Annotated in this window: 13 protein-coding genes; 4 read left to right on the forward strand and 9 right to left on the reverse strand. The window is 60.9% G+C overall.

Translation table 11 applies throughout. From position 1 onward, the window contains the following. Nucleotides 1-2 precede the first annotated feature (2 nt). Nucleotides 3-323, reverse strand: a complete 321-nt coding sequence (gene ftsB, locus ACJ8J5_RS06750; protein ID WP_021505314.1) for a cell division protein FtsB — start codon at nt 321-323, stop codon at nt 3-5. Nucleotides 324-726: 403 nt separating this feature from the next. Between ftsB and ACJ8J5_RS06755 the strand changes: the two genes are divergently transcribed. From ACJ8J5_RS06755 to ACJ8J5_RS06765, 3 genes are read left to right on the forward strand one after another with little or no spacing between them, the layout of a single operon-like run. Continuing rightward, nucleotides 727-1,497 carry a basic amino acid ABC transporter substrate-binding protein gene (locus ACJ8J5_RS06755; RefSeq protein ID WP_025301618.1) on the forward strand — a complete coding sequence of 257 codons (771 nt, stop codon included), beginning with the start codon at nt 727-729 and terminating at the stop codon, nt 1,495-1,497. 21 nt (nt 1,498-1,518) lie between these two features. Continuing rightward, nucleotides 1,519-2,331: an amino acid ABC transporter permease gene (locus ACJ8J5_RS06760; protein ID WP_060434258.1), complete on the forward strand. Its 813-nt coding sequence runs from the start codon at nt 1,519-1,521 to the stop codon at nt 2,329-2,331. Further along, nucleotides 2,315-3,037: an amino acid ABC transporter ATP-binding protein gene (locus tag ACJ8J5_RS06765; protein ID WP_043135839.1), complete on the forward strand. Its 723-nt coding sequence runs from the start codon at nt 2,315-2,317 to the stop codon at nt 3,035-3,037. Before ACJ8J5_RS06760 ends, ACJ8J5_RS06765 begins: the two co-directional genes overlap by 17 nt. 52 nt (nt 3,038-3,089) lie before the next feature. Here the strand turns inward: ACJ8J5_RS06765 and ACJ8J5_RS06770 are convergent, their stop codons facing one another. From ACJ8J5_RS06770 to cysG, 5 genes are all read right to left on the reverse strand, one after another. Beyond that, entirely contained in the window at nt 3,090-3,416 is a 327-nt protein-coding gene (locus ACJ8J5_RS06770; RefSeq protein WP_025301616.1) for a DUF3561 family protein, read from the reverse strand. 84 nt (nt 3,417-3,500) lie between these two features. Then, nucleotides 3,501-4,190, reverse strand: a complete 690-nt coding sequence (gene cysC, locus ACJ8J5_RS06775) for an adenylyl-sulfate kinase (RefSeq protein WP_080271240.1) — start codon at nt 4,188-4,190, stop codon at nt 3,501-3,503. Continuing rightward, on the reverse strand, nt 4,129-5,556 hold the full coding sequence (gene cysN, locus ACJ8J5_RS06780) for a sulfate adenylyltransferase subunit CysN (RefSeq protein WP_147823047.1): 1,428 nt from the start codon (nt 5,554-5,556) through the stop codon (nt 4,129-4,131). The genes cysC and cysN overlap by 62 nt, the downstream gene beginning before the upstream one ends. 11 nt (nt 5,557-5,567) lie before the next feature. Continuing rightward, nucleotides 5,568-6,476 (reverse strand): sulfate adenylyltransferase subunit CysD, encoded by a 909-nt coding sequence (gene cysD / locus ACJ8J5_RS06785; RefSeq protein WP_004932620.1) that lies wholly within the window; start codon nt 6,474-6,476, stop codon nt 5,568-5,570. A 22-nt stretch (nt 6,477-6,498) separates the two neighbouring features. After that, nucleotides 6,499-7,929 carry a siroheme synthase CysG gene (gene cysG, locus ACJ8J5_RS06790; RefSeq protein ID WP_164063992.1) on the reverse strand — a complete coding sequence of 477 codons (1,431 nt, stop codon included), beginning with the start codon at nt 7,927-7,929 and terminating at the stop codon, nt 6,499-6,501. A 261-nt stretch (nt 7,930-8,190) separates the two neighbouring features. Here cysG and ACJ8J5_RS06795 point away from each other — a divergent pair, with 261 nt between their 5' ends. Continuing rightward, complete coding sequence (locus ACJ8J5_RS06795; protein ID WP_025301612.1) at nt 8,191-9,261, forward strand: aminopeptidase; 1,071 nt, start codon at nt 8,191-8,193, stop codon at nt 9,259-9,261. A 55-nt stretch (nt 9,262-9,316) separates the two neighbouring features. Here the strand turns inward: ACJ8J5_RS06795 and ACJ8J5_RS06800 are convergent, their stop codons facing one another. From ACJ8J5_RS06800 to cysJ, 3 genes are all read right to left on the reverse strand, one after another. Continuing rightward, nucleotides 9,317-10,051 carry a phosphoadenylyl-sulfate reductase gene (locus ACJ8J5_RS06800; RefSeq protein WP_016929052.1) on the reverse strand — a complete coding sequence of 245 codons (735 nt, stop codon included), beginning with the start codon at nt 10,049-10,051 and terminating at the stop codon, nt 9,317-9,319. Between the two features lie 61 nt (nt 10,052-10,112). Further along, complete coding sequence (gene cysI / locus ACJ8J5_RS06805) at nt 10,113-11,828, reverse strand: assimilatory sulfite reductase (NADPH) hemoprotein subunit (protein WP_089195544.1); 1,716 nt, start codon at nt 11,826-11,828, stop codon at nt 10,113-10,115. Further along, complete coding sequence (gene cysJ, locus ACJ8J5_RS06810; RefSeq protein WP_049294836.1) at nt 11,828-13,630, reverse strand: NADPH-dependent assimilatory sulfite reductase flavoprotein subunit; 1,803 nt, start codon at nt 13,628-13,630, stop codon at nt 11,828-11,830. The genes cysI and cysJ overlap by 1 nt, the downstream gene beginning before the upstream one ends. Nucleotides 13,631-13,695 lie beyond the last annotated feature (65 nt).

A 13,695-nucleotide genomic window follows, 5' to 3' on the forward strand; every position in this document is an offset into this window, starting at 1 on the left:
CGTTATTTTTGTGCGTTATTTTGCGAGGAAGACGCCGCGTTGCGTCTGGATTGGTCAGGAACCAGACGATAGAAAGTCTCACCGGGCTTGATCATGCCCAGCTCATTACGCGCTCGCTCTTCGATCGCTTCCTGACCGCCGTTCAAATCATCAATTTCGGCAAACAGCTGATCGTTACGCGCTTTCAACTTGGCGTTACTGCCCTGTTGGACCGCAACATCTTCATTGACTCGCACGTAATCGTGAATACCATTTTTGCCCAGCCACAGTGAATACTGTAACCAACCGAGCAATGCCAGCAATAGCAGCGTAAGTTTTCCCATCTCCGCCCCCTGAAAAACCGACCAATCATCCCACAACTTCTCGTTGGACTCCACACTGAGAGCGGCATTTCAGCGCCAAATTCAGAATACGGATGAAGGGTTCCCGAGTTTATCGCCTAATTCCGTGGTGAAAGCGGCAAAAAAAGCCCCTTTTGCCCGGCACGCGCGGCGCATTTTCCGATGAGACACGCACTGCCCTTTCCCCATTATGCAGCAAGAACCACTGCATCGCCGCTTGCTGACCCATTTCTTACGCCAAAGCAACGTCAAAAGTGAATATTTAACACCATAGAAAGAATAATTATCATGCAGTGGTTGCACTTTCATTCATTGGAGCTTATTTTTATGCACTCATAGTGCATAAGTAATTCCAATATATAACCATTCATTATCGGGGATCGCGATGTTAAAACGTTTAGTTCTGATCGGCGCCTGCCTAGCCGCCACCTTCTCCACCGCCGCGTTAGCGGCTGAAACGACCTACGTCGTCGGCTCCGGCGGCACCTATCGGCCGTTCGAGTTTGAAAACAGCCAAAAGCAGCTGGAAGGTTTCGACATCGACATCATCAAAGCGGTGGCCAAGGCCGAAGGCTTCCAAATCAAACTGATCAATACGCCGTGGGAGGGGATCTTCGCCACGTTGAATTCCGGCGATCGCGACATCATCATTTCCGGCATCACCATCACCGACAAGCGCAAGCAAATGGTTGATTTCTCAGCGCCTTACTTCCCGGCCGAGCAGGCTATCGTGGTGCCGCAAGACTCGACGGTGGACTCCATCGCCGCGCTCAAGGCACTGAAGGTCGGCGTGGTGAACTCCAGCACCGGCGACATCGTGGTGTCCGACGTGCTGGGTAAAAACAGCACCGCTATCAAGCGCTTCGACAATACCCCGCTGATGCTGCAAGAGCTGTATGAAGACGGCATCGGCGCGGCGGTCGGCGACGTCGGCGTGGCCAAGTTCTATATCAAAACCCACCCTGAGAAAGCCTTCAAATTGGTGCCCGACGCCAAGTTTGAGCGCCAGTATTTCGGCATCGCCGTCGCCAAAGGCAACGATGAGCTACGCAACAAAATCAACGCCGGCCTGAAGAAAATCGTCGCCGACGGCACCTACGCCAAGATCTACCAAACCTGGTTCGACAGCAACGTACCGACGCTGCCGGCGGAATAATGCCCTGCCGCCGGCGCCCGCATGGGCGTCGGCGCGCCACCGTTTCAGCCTACCAAGAAGGAATACCCCTTGAACTTCCGCTGGGAGATCATCCAGGAATACGCGCCGCTGTTTATGGAAGGCGCCTGGATGACCATCAAATGCACCATTATCTGCGTGCTGCTGGGCACCACCTGGGGCTTGATCCTCGGGCTGGGCCGCTTGGCGCAGGCGCCGCACGGCATCTGGAAACCCATCCTGCATTACGGCGTTCAGTGGCCGGTACGCATCTACATCAGCGCCTTTCGCGGCACGCCGCTGTTCGTGCAGATCATGGTGGTGCACTTTGCATTGGTGCCACTGTTCATCAATCCGCGCGACGGCCTGTTGGTCACCAGCGGCCTGATGAGCGTCGATTTCGCCCGTGCTCTGCGCGCCGACTACGGTGCCTTTCTTTCCTGCGTGGTGGCGATCACGCTCAACGCCGGCGCCTATGTGTCGGAGATCTTCCGCGCCGGGATCCAATCGATCGATCGCGGCCAGATGGAGGCTTCGCGTTCGCTGGGCATGAGCTACGGCAAGACCATGCGACAGGTTATCTTGCCGCAGGCCTTCCGCCGCATGCTGCCGCCGCTGGGCAACAACGCCATCGCGATCGTCAAGGATTCGTCGCTGGCCTCCGCCATCGGCCTGGCGGATCTGGCCTATGCCGCCCGTACCGTCTCCGGCGCCTACGCCACTTACTGGGAGCCCTATCTGACCATTTCGCTGGTCTATTGGGTCATCACCTTCCTGCTCTCGCTGCTGGTGCAACACATGGAAAAGAGGTTCGGTAAAAGTGATTCGCGTACATAACCTGCAAAAACAGTTCGGCGAGAGCCACGTGCTGCGCGGCATTTCCTGTCAGATCGCCGCCAATGAAGTGGTGTGCGTCATCGGCCCTTCCGGCTCAGGGAAGAGCACCTTCCTGCGCTGCATCAACGCGCTGGAAACGCTCTCCGGCGGCGAGATCGAGGTGAATGGCTTCGCCGTCCACGATCAGAAAACCGACCTGAACAAAATGCGTGAAAGCGTGGGCATGGTATTTCAGCGCTTCAACCTGTTCCCGCACATGACGGTGTTGGAAAACATCATCATGGCACCGGTAAGCGTGAAGAAACTGCCTCGCGCCGAAGCCATTACGCAAGCTGAACAGCTGCTGCGCAAGGTCGGCCTGCTCGACAAGATTGACGCCTACCCCAACAGCCTGTCCGGCGGCCAGCAGCAGCGGGTGGCGATCGCCCGCGCGCTGGCGATGGAGCCGAAGATCATGCTGTTCGACGAACCGACCTCCGCGCTCGATCCGGAGCTGGTGGGCGAAGTATTGGCAGTGATGAAATCGCTGGCCCACGAGGGCATGACCATGGTGGTGGTAACGCATGAGATGGGCTTTGCCCGCGAGGTGGCCGACCGGGTGCTGTTTATCGATCAGGGGATCATTCAGGAGGAAGGCGCACCGCAGCAGATCTTCAGCCATCCGACTAATCCGCGCACTCAGGCATTTCTAAGCAAAGTTTTGTAACCTTCGGCACCGCTTTGCAATCCTTCGGGCGCCGGCATCGGCGCCCGCTCCCTCACCACCCGGTCAGGAAGCTGAACACCAGCCAAAACAGGCACAGCACAATGGTGCCGGTCAACAGCAGCGTCAAGATCAGACGACCGCGCAGCAGCATGCTGAGGGTGATGCCGATCAACACCGACAGCGGCATCAGCGCCAGGAAGAATGGCCAAGTATAAAGCAGGAAAAACAGCGTGTTGGAACCGTAAACCAGAAACGGCAACGCGAACGCCAGCCAGTAGAAAACAAAGCCGCTGACGCCGCCCAGGAAAGAATAAGAAGGCTCCTCTCTCTCCTGTTTTGATTGCTTGGCGTCGATCAAGATAGGCGTGACATTTTGCATAGTGATCCCTGGTTATTCGGCTCGCTCTGCGGCGGCTTAGAGTAAAAAGCGCATGGCGAAAAACGCCACACGCTTTTTTTGAATTCAGGGTTTGATAATAGCCTGACCACGCAACACGTCTAACAATTGCGCAATCAAATTTGTTACCAATTGTTGGCCATCAAGGTGGATTTCCGGCTGCTGCGGCGCCTCGTAAACCGCGTCGATACCGGTGAAATTGCGCAGCTCGCCGGCGCGCGCTTTCTTATACAATCCCTTCGGATCGCGCGCCTCGCAGATCGCCAACGGCGTATCGACAAACACCTCGATAAAGCGATCGTCACCGAGCATCTCGCGCACCATCTGCCGTTCGGCGCGGTGCGGCGAAATGAACGCGGTCAGCACCACCAGCCCAGCGTCCACCATCAGCTTGGCCACTTCCCCCACCCGGCGAATGTTCTCGCGCCGATCCTCGTCGGAGAAGCCGAGATCGCGGCACAGGCCATGGCGCACGTTATCGCCGTCCAGCAGGTAGGTGCTGACGCCGAGCCCATGCAGCGCCTGCTCCAGCGCGCCGGCGACGGTGGATTTGCCCGAGCCGGACAGCCCGGTAAACCACAGCACCGCGCCGCGATGGCCGTTGCGCGCTTCGCGATCCGCGCGCGTCACCGCGTGCGGATGCCAAACCACGTTCTCGTCGTCCGGCCCGGTCGCCCTCAGTTCAACGGCCACCTTATCGGCCACCGAGCAGATCGCGCGCGCCCCAGTGCGGGAAGTGCTTGCGCACCAGCGCATTCAGCTCCAGCTCGAAGGCGCTGAATTCGCCGCGCGCCGCCGATGCGGCCTGCAGCGTTTCACGCACCAGACCGGCGCCAACCGTGACGTTGCTCATGCGATCGATAAAGATCAGCCCGCCGGTGTCGTGATTGCTCTGATAGCTGTCCAGCATCAGCGGCTCGTCGAAGGTCAGTTCCACCAATCCGATGCCGTTGAGCGGCAACGTGTCGGCCGGATGCTGCGCCAGCGTATTGATCTCCACCTGATGACGGATGCTCTCCACGCGTGCGCGGGTCTTTTTACCGGCGATCTTGATGTCGTAGCTCTGGCCCGGCACCAACGGCTGCTCGGCCATCCATACTACGTCCACCAGCGCGCTCTGCGCCGCCTGCAGACTTTCGCCGGCGTCGACCAGCAGATCGCCCCGGCTAATGTCCACTTCATCCTTCAGCACCAGCGTAATCGCCTCGCCCGGCACCGCTTCTTGCAGATCGCCGTCGAAGGTCACGATGCGCGCCACGTTGGACTCCACACCGGAAGGCAGCACTTTGACCCGTTGCCCCACCCGCACCACGCCGGCAGACAGCGTGCCGGCATAGCCGCGAAAATCGAGGTTCGGGCGGTTGACGTACTGCACCGGGAAGCGCAGCGGCTGGTTTTCTCGCTCGCTGATCACATCAACGCTCTCCAGCACTTCCAGCAGCGTCGGGCCGCTGTACCACGGCATATGGGCGCTTTCGCTCGCCACGTTGTCGCCGTCCAGCGCCGACAGCGGCACGAATTTGATGTCCAGGTCGCCTGGCAGCTGCTGGGCGAAGGTCAGGTAATCCTGTTTGAACTGCTCGAACACCGTTTCCTGATAGTCCACCAGATCCATCTTGTTCACCGCGACCACCAGATGGCGAATGCCCAGCAGGGTCGCGATAAAGCTGTGGCGGCGAGTCTGATCCAGCACCCCTTTGCGAGCGTCGATCAGCAGGATCGCTAGATCGCAGGTAGAGGCACCGGTGGCCATGTTGCGGGTGTACTGCTCATGCCCCGGGGTATCGGCGATGATAAACTTGCGTTTTTCGGTCGAGAAGTAGCGATAGGCCACGTCGATGGTGATGCCTTGTTCGCGCTCGGCCTGCAGGCCGTCCACCAGCAGCGCCAGATCGAGCTTCTCGCCCTGGGTGCCGATGCGTTTGCTGTCGCTGTGCAGCGTCGACAGCTGATCCTCGTAGATCTGGCGGGTATCGTGCAGCAGGCGGCCGATCAGGGTGCTTTTGCCGTCGTCGACGCTGCCGCAGGTCAGAAAGCGCAGCAGGCTCTTGTGCTGCTGCGCGTGCAGATAGGACTCGACGCCGCCCTGGTCAGCGATTTGTTGTGCAATTGCGTTGTTCATCCGGCGGCTCCTTAGAAATACCCTTGACGCTTTTTCAGCTCCATCGAGCCGGACTGATCGCGATCGATCATCCGCCCCTGGCGTTCACTGGTGGTGGAGACCAGCATTTCTTCGATGATCTCCGGCAGGGTTTGCGCCTGCGAGTCCACCGCGCCGGTCAGCGGCCAGCACCCCAGGGTGCGGAAACGCACCATGCGCTGGCTGATCACTTCGCCCGGCTGCAGATCGATGCGATCGTCGTCCACCATCATCAGCATGCCGTCGCGCTCCACCACCGGGCGTGGTTTCGCCAGGTACAGCGGCACGATGTCGATCTTTTCCAGGAAGATGTACTGCCAGATATCCAGCTCGGTCCAGTTCGACAGCGGGAAGACGCGGATGCTCTCCCCTTTGTTGATCTGGCCGTTGTAGTTGTGCCACAGCTCCGGCCGCTGGTTTTTCGGATCCCAGCGGTGGAAGCGATCGCGGAACGAATAGATGCGCTCTTTGGCGCGCGATTTCTCCTCGTCGCGCCGCGCACCGCCGAAGGCGGCGTCGAAACCGTACTTGTTCAGCGCCTGCTTCAGGCCCTCGGTCTTCATGATGTCGGTATGCTTGGCGCTGCCGTGCACGAACGGGTTAATGCCCATCGCCACCCCTTCCGGGTTTTTATGCACCAGCAGCTCGAAGCCGTACTCCTTCGCGGTGCGATCGCGGAATTCGTACATTTCGCGGAATTTCCAGCCGGTATCGACGTGCAGCAGCGGGAACGGCAGCGTGCCGGGGAAGAACGCCTTGCGCGCCAGATGCAGCATCACGGAAGAGTCTTTGCCGATGGAATACAGCATCACCGGGTTGGCGAATTCAGCGGCGACTTCACGGATGATATGGATACTCTCCGCCTCCAATTGCCGCAAATGAGTGAGTCGTTTTTCGTCCATAACAGGTCCTTAAAAGCCTTGCCTATGCCAAATTCACGACGGCCGGGCGCGCTGCCCCTTCCGTCTGCGATTGATGCCCGAACCAGGCGATTTGATGGTGCAGTTCCACCACTTCGCCGATCACCAACAGCGCCGGCAGCGCCGCCTGTTGGGCCAGGTGTTCCAGTTGTTCCAGCGTGCCGATCTGCACCTGCTGATCGGCGCGCGTGCCGCGGCTGATCACCGCCACCGGCGTCGCGGCAGCGCGACCGTGGGCGATCAGCCGCTGGCTAATGTCCGCCGCTTTCATCGTGCCCATGTAGATAGCCAACGTCTGCCGCGCCCGAGCCAGATCGGCCCAGTCCAGGCCATCGCCGTCGGGGCGGCAGTGGCCGGTGATAAAGGTCACGCTCTGCGCGTGGTCGCGGTGCGTCAGCGGAATGCCGGCGTAGGCGGTCGCCCCCGCGGCGGCCGTGACGCCCGGCACCACCTGGAAAGGAATGCCGGCGGCGGCGGCCACCTGCAGCTCTTCGCCGCCGCGGCCAAAGATGAACGGATCGCCACCCTTGAGGCGCACCACGCGTTTGCCCTGCTGCGCCAGTTCCACCAGCAGCCGATTGGTCTCCTCCTGGATCACCGAGTGCGCGCCGGCGCGCTTGCCCACGCAGATGCGTTCGGCGTCACGGCGCACCAGATCGAGGATTTCGCCGCTGACCAGATGGTCATACAGCACCACGTCCGCCTGCTGCATCACCTGCAGCCCACGCAGGGTCAACAGCCCCACGTCGCCCGGCCCGGCGCCCACCAGAGCGATCTCGCCCTGCGCGCCTTCATCGCCTGCGGCGAAGCGGTGCAAATCCTGCTCCAGCTGCCGTTCCGCCTGCGCCGTCTGGCCGTTGGCCACCAGCGTGGCGAAACGACCGCCAAAGGTTTTCTCCCAGAAACGGCGACGCTCGCCAATCGAGGCCAGCCGCTGTTTGACCTGGCCGCGCCAGCGGCCCGCCACCTGCGCCATCTGCCCCAAACTGGCGGGTAGCAACGCCTCCAGCTTTTCGCGCAGCAACCGCGCCAGCACCGGCGCCTGGCCGCTGGACGATACGGCCACCACCAGCGGCGAGCGATCGATGATCGACGGGAAGATGAACGAACAACGCGGCTGATCGTCCACCACGTTGGCCAGCACCCGGCGCTTATCCGCCTCGGCGAACACCGCGGCGTTCAGCGCATTGTCGTCCGTGGCGGCGATCGCCAGAAACACGTCGTCCAGCTGCTGCGGATCAAAGCTTTTCCCCAGCCAGAGCACCTGACCTTGCTGACGTTGTTGTTCCAGTTCCGGTGAGAGCGACTGCGCAACTATCCGTATTTCAGCCCCGGCGCGCTGAAGCAGATCGACTTTGCGCGCCGCCACGTCACCACCGCCAACGACCAGTACCGGACGTTGTTTCAGGTCGGCGAATATTGGTAGATAGTCCACAACAGCCTTTTCATATAACAGAAAGATAGTGTGACTATACGGGCTGAGATTTAGCCTCTGAAATGACGAAAAGGAATGATTAGTTCCTTTATGGAATATAGGCCGCAACGCCGAAGGCAAACGGTGATACTCACGACAGCAGTTTGCGCGTTGGCGCGAAAATTAAGAGACAGGGAAATTGTGTAATGCCGCCCGGCGTCTCATACTGGGTGCCGAAGAAAAATGATCGGCAGCGCCGATAGCAAAGAAGGATTTTTCGGTATGTTTTCCCGTTTTTACCTGAAGACCAGCCTGCTGGCCCTCGCACTCGGCGGCGTCTTCAGCGTGTGTGCCGCACAGCCCGTAAAAGACGCGCCAATGGGCCGTTTCGCCGCCGAACAGACCCGCCACATCGCCACTTACTTCCCCGGCCGCATGGCGGGCAGCCCGGCCGAATTGCTCACCGCCGACTACCTGAAGCAGCAATTCAGCAAGATGGGTTACCAAAGCGATATTCGCAGCGTCAATACGCGCTATCTCTACACCAGCAAAGATGGCAAGAAGAACTGGAACAACGTCACCGCCAGCTCGGTGATCGCCGCCCGCAACGGCGACAGCCCGAAACAAATCGTGGTCGTCGCCCACTTCGACACCTATACGCCGCAGAGCGACGAGGATCTGGATAACAACCTCGGTGGCTTGACGCTGCAGGGCGTCGACGACAACGCCTCCGGCATCGGCGTAATGCTGGAACTGGCGGAACGCCTGAAGAACATCCCCACCGCCTACGGCCTGCGCTTCGTCGCCACCAGCGCCGAAGAGCTCGGTTCGCTGGGGGCGCAGAACTACCTGCAGCGAATGAGTGCGGAAGAGAAAAGCAACACCGTGCTGGTGATCAATCTCGACAGCCTGATCACTGGCGATCGGCTGTACTTCAACGCCGGGCGCAACACGCCGCCGCAGATGGCGAAGCGCTCCCGCGATCGCGCGCTGGATATCGCCCATCGCTACGGCATCGCCGCCGCCACCAATCCAGGCAGCGCACAGCATCCGCAGGGCACCGGCTGCTGCTCCGATCAAGAGGTGTTCGATGCCGCAGGCATCCCGGTATTGTCGGTAGAGGCCACCAACTGGTCGTTGGGGGAGAAGGACGGCTATCAGCAGCGCGCCGTCAGCCCGCACTTCCCGCAGGGCATCACCTGGCACCGCCCGCAATACGACAACCTGCAGTATCTGGATCGCTATCTGCCGGGGCGGATCGACAAACGCAGCCGCGACAGCGTGCAGATCCTGCTGCCGCTGATCAAAGAGTTGGCGCAGGCGCACCCGCCGAAAGCACAAAAGAAAAAGTAGCCTACAAAAAAACAGGGCCCAGCATTGCTGAGCCCTGTCGGGTGATTCGCCTCTTTTAGCCTTCGTGCAGACCGCACTCGCGCTTCAGGCCGAAGAAACGCGTCTCTTCCTCACTCATGCCCGGCTCCCATTTCTGGGTGGTGTGGGTATCGCCTACCGACAGGTAGCCCTGTTCCCACAGCGGGTGATAACTCAGCCCGTGTTCGGTCAGATACTGGTAAATCTTGCGGTTGTCCCAGTCGATGATCGGCAGGATCTTGAACACCCCACGCTGCACCGCCAGCACCGGCAGATTGGCGCGGCTACCGGACTGCTCGCGCCGCAGACCGGCGAACCAGCTCTGCGCCCCCAGCGTCTCCAGCGCGCGGTTCATCGGCTCAACCTTGTTGATCTGGTTGTACTTTTCAATCCCTTCCACGCCCTGTTCCCACAGCTTGCCATAGCGCGCCTCTTGCCAGGCGGGAGACTGTTCGGCGCGGAACACCTGCAGATTCAGCTTCAGCTGGTCGGTCAGTTGATCGATAAAGCGATAGGTTTCCGGGAACAGGTAACCGGTGTCGGTCAGGATCACCGGGATATCCGGCCGGATGCGCGTCACCAGGTGCAGACATACCGCCGCCTGAATGCCGAAACTGGACGAGAGTACGAACTCGCCGGGCAGATGCTCCAGCGCCCATGCAACGCGCTGTTCGGCGCTGAGGGTCTCCAGTTGGCCGTTGACTACCGCCAATGCCAGCGCCTGCCCAGATTTGGGCAACGCGTTCAGCGCCGCCAGATCGAATTCAGCCATGTTGTCTCTCCTGATGCTTGAAATTACCTGCGCGGCCCCTCTGCCCAGAGGCCGCCCGGCCTCACTCCCAGAAATCTCGCGCCGGATCCAGCACCGGTTTGACGATGCCCGCACGCACGGTGAAGTCGCCGAAGCCTTCGCCGCCGTTGCGCTCCTCCGCCCAGCGCCCCACCAACAGGTCGATCTCGCTCAGGATCTCGTCTTCGTTGATGTTTTCGCGGTACATGCGCGGAATGCGCGTGCCTTCGCGGTTGCCGCCCAAATGCAGGTTATAACGGCCGACCGCCTTGCCCACCAGCCCCAGCTCCGCCAGCAGCGCGCGGCCGCAGCCGTTCGGGCAGCCGGTAATGCGCAGTACGATATGCTCGTCGCCCACCCCGTGCCGATGCATGATCCCCTCCACCTTGGTGACGAACTGCGGCAGGAAGCGCTCGGCCTCCGCCATCGCCAGCGGACAGGTCGGGAACGACACGCAGGCCATCGAATTCTTGCGTTGCTCGCTGATCTCGTCGTCGATCAGGCCATGATCGCGCGCTAGGGCTTCGATCTTCGCCTTCTCGCTTTCCGGCACGCCGGCGATGATCACGTTTTGGTTCGCCGTCAGACGGAAGTCACCTTTATGGATCTTGGCGATCTCCGCCATGCCGGTCTTCAGCGGGCGCCCCGGATAGTCCAGCAGGCGGCCGTTCTCGATAAACAGCGTCAGGTGCCATTGATCGTCGATGCCCTTCACCCAACCGATGCGATCGCCGCGGCCGGTGAATTCATACGGCCGGATCGGCGCGAAGGTAATGCCGGCGCGCTTTTCCACTTCGGCGCGGAAAACATCTACCCCGACGCGCTCCAGCGTGTATTTGGTCTTGGCGTTCTTGCGATCGGTGCGGTTGCCCCAGTCGCGCTGCGTGGTCACCACCGCTTCCGCTACCGCCAGCGTATGTTCGAGCGGAATGTAGCCGAACTCGCTGGCCTGGCGCGCGTAGGTTTTCTTGTTGCCGTGTTCGATGGACAGCCCGCCGCCCACCAGCAGGTTGAAGCCTACCAGCTTGCCGTTTTCGGCGATCGCCACAAAGTTCATGTCGTTGGCGTGCAGATCGACGTCGTTCTGTGGCGGGATCACCACCGTGGTTTTAAATTTGCGCGGCAGGTAGGTCGGCCCCAGAATCGGTTCTTCGTCGGTGGTGGCCACCTTTTCCTGATCCAGCCACACCTCGGCGTAGGCGCGGGTGCGCGGCAGCAGGTGTTCGGAGATCTTCTTCGCCCACTCGTAGGCTTCCTGATGCAGCTCGGACTCCACCGGGTTGGAGGTGCACAGCACGTTGCGGTTCACGTCGTTGGCGGTCGCCAGCGCGTCCAGCCCCAGGCGGTTTAGCAGCTGGTGCACCGGTTTGACATTGCCTTTCAGGATGCCGTGAAACTGGAACGTCTGGCGGTTGGTGATGCGAATGCTGCCGTACAGCGTGCTCTCCTGCGCGAACTTGTCGATGCCCAGCCACTGCTGTGGGCTGATGACGCCGCCCGGCAGGCGGCAGCGCAGCATCATGGCGTGGCGCGGCTCCAGCTTCTGCTCGGCGCGTTCGGCACGAATGTCACGGTCATCCTGCTGGTACATGCCGTGAAAACGGATCAGCAGGAAGTTGTCGCCGTTGAAGCCGCCGGTCAGGCCGTCGTTCAAATCTTCGGCGATGGTGCCACGCAGGAAGTTGCTTTCCTTCTTCATGCGCTCCGCATCGGCCAGTTTGCCTTCGACTACCAAAGGCCCGGGGTGTTTATCACTCATCAGTAAACATCTCGCTGATAACGGCGCTCAAGGCGCAGCTCACTTAAAAATTCATCCGCCTGCTCGGTATCCATGCCACCGTGCTCGGCCACCAGTTCCAGTAATGTGTTTTCCACGTCTTTCGCCATGCGATTGGCATCGCCGCAGACGTAAATGTGCGCGCCTTCCTGAATCCAGCGCCACACTTCTGCGCCCTGTTCGCGCAGTTTGTCTTGTACGTATATTTTATGTTGCTGGTCACGGGACCAGGCCAGATCGATGCGGGTCAGCAGGCCGTCTTTCACGTAGCGCTGCCATTCGACCTGGTACAGGAAATCTTCGGTAAAGTGCGGGTTGCCGAAGAACAGCCAGTTCTTGCCGCCGGCGCCGTCGGCGTCGCGCTGCTGCATAAAGGCACGGAACGGCGCGATGCCGGTGCCCGGGCCGATCATGATCACCGGCGCTTCCGGATTGGCCGGCAGGCGGAAGTTGTCGTTGTGTTCGATAAACACCCGCACGTCGCCGTCCTCCTCCAGGCGATCCGCCAGGAAGCCGGAGGCGCCGCCGCTGCGGGCGCGCCCGTCGATGTCGTAACGCACCACGCCCACGGTGATGTGCACTTCGCTTTCGTTCTCCGCCTGCGAAGAGGCGATGGAATACAGGCGCGGCGTCAACGGGCGCAGCAGGCCAACCAGCTGTTCGGCGCTCAGATCCGCCGGCGCCTGCCGCACCATATCGACGATCGGCGTATTGTGCGCGTACTGCTGCAGCGCAGCCTTATCCGCCAACAGGCCGATCAGCGTTTCGTCGCGCGACAGCGCGGCGTATTTATCGACGATCGGCGTGGTGTTCTGCGTCAGCTCAAAATGGCTGCGCAGCGCCTGCGCCAGCGGCAGGGTCTGCCCTTCCACCTCGACCGGCTCGTCGCCTTTCAGCCACAACAGCTGCACCAGTTCGTCCACCAGCGCCGGATCGTTGTCGAACCATACGCCGAGCGCATCGCCCGGCTGATAGCGCAGGCCGGAGTCGCCCAGATCGATCTCGATATGGCGCACGTCTTTATCCGACGCGCGGCCGGTAATTTTCTGCTTAACCGCCAGTTGGGCGGTGAGCGGTTGTTCCTTGCTGTACGGGCTGCTGTCGATCAGGTCAACCGCGCCGCTGGCCAACACGCCCGGCGCAGCGCTTTCCGCTGGCGCACGGGCCTTCAGCACCGATACCACCTGTTTGCGCCAGGCGGCGGCCAGCTCCTGGTACTCCACGTCGGCATCCACGCGCTCCACCAGGCGCTCGGCACCCAACTCGGCCAGCTTGCCGTCGAAATCTTTACCAGACTGACAGAAATTCTCATAAGAGGTGTCGCCCAGCCCGAACACCGCAAACGCGGTGTCATTGAGCTTCGGCGCCTTCTTCGAGAACAGGAATTTATGCAGCGCCACCGCTTCTTCCGCCGGTTCGCCTTCCCCTTGCGTGGAGGCGACGATCACCAACAGGCGCTCTTGCGCTATCTGTTTGAACTTGTAGTCGCCGGCGCTGACCAACGTGGCGCTCAGATTGGCGGCCAACAGATCGTCGCGCAACTGCTCCGCCAGGCGGCGCGCATTGCCGGTCTGCGAAGCGGAAATGATGGTGATGGCGGCCGCAGCCGCAGGGGCGGCAGGCGCAATGGCCACGGCTCCGGGCTGTTGATTGACCATGCCCCAAAAATAACCGGACAGCCACGCCAGCTGCGTCGGCGAATAGTCGCCGATCGTCGCCTGTAAGCGCGCCAGCTGTTCGGGCGTCAGCGGGAGCAAAGATGTTGGAGGAGCCTGAGTCGTCATTGCTGTACTTATTTCCTATACTTAGCGCCTTTCCTGCCAGGCGCGCGCCAGTGCCAGTCGCTGTC

The sequence above is a fragment of the Serratia sp. CY43202 genome, from assembly GCF_052168755.1.
GTDB lineage: Bacteria > Pseudomonadota > Gammaproteobacteria > Enterobacterales > Enterobacteriaceae > Serratia > Serratia bockelmannii.

What these genes read in the sequence shown, in the direction of transcription:
- cysI (WP_089195544.1), bottom strand. Translation starts at nt 11,828, where the DNA reads ATGAGTGATAAACACCCCGGGCCTTTGGTAGTCGAAGGCAAACTGGCC.
- cysD (WP_004932620.1), bottom strand. Translation starts at nt 6,476, where the DNA reads ATGGACGAAAAACGACTCACTCATTTGCGGCAATTGGAGGCGGAGAGT.
- ACJ8J5_RS06800 (WP_016929052.1), bottom strand. Translation starts at nt 10,051, where the DNA reads ATGGCTGAATTCGATCTGGCGGCGCTGAACGCGTTGCCCAAATCTGGG.
- cysN (WP_147823047.1), bottom strand. Translation starts at nt 5,556, where the DNA reads ATGAACAACGCAATTGCACAACAAATCGCTGACCAGGGCGGCGTCGAG.
- ACJ8J5_RS06755 (WP_025301618.1), top strand. Translation starts at nt 727, where the DNA reads ATGTTAAAACGTTTAGTTCTGATCGGCGCCTGCCTAGCCGCCACCTTC.
- cysC (WP_080271240.1), bottom strand. Translation starts at nt 4,190, where the DNA reads ATGCGCTGGTGCGCAAGCACTTCCCGCACTGGGGCGCGCGCGATCTGC.
- ACJ8J5_RS06795 (WP_025301612.1), top strand. Translation starts at nt 8,191, where the DNA reads ATGTTTTCCCGTTTTTACCTGAAGACCAGCCTGCTGGCCCTCGCACTC.
- cysJ (WP_049294836.1), bottom strand. Translation starts at nt 13,630, where the DNA reads ATGACGACTCAGGCTCCTCCAACATCTTTGCTCCCGCTGACGCCCGAA.
- ftsB (WP_021505314.1), bottom strand. Translation starts at nt 323, where the DNA reads ATGGGAAAACTTACGCTGCTATTGCTGGCATTGCTCGGTTGGTTACAG.
- ACJ8J5_RS06760 (WP_060434258.1), top strand. Translation starts at nt 1,519, where the DNA reads ATGGGCGTCGGCGCGCCACCGTTTCAGCCTACCAAGAAGGAATACCCC.
- ACJ8J5_RS06770 (WP_025301616.1), bottom strand. Translation starts at nt 3,416, where the DNA reads ATGCAAAATGTCACGCCTATCTTGATCGACGCCAAGCAATCAAAACAG.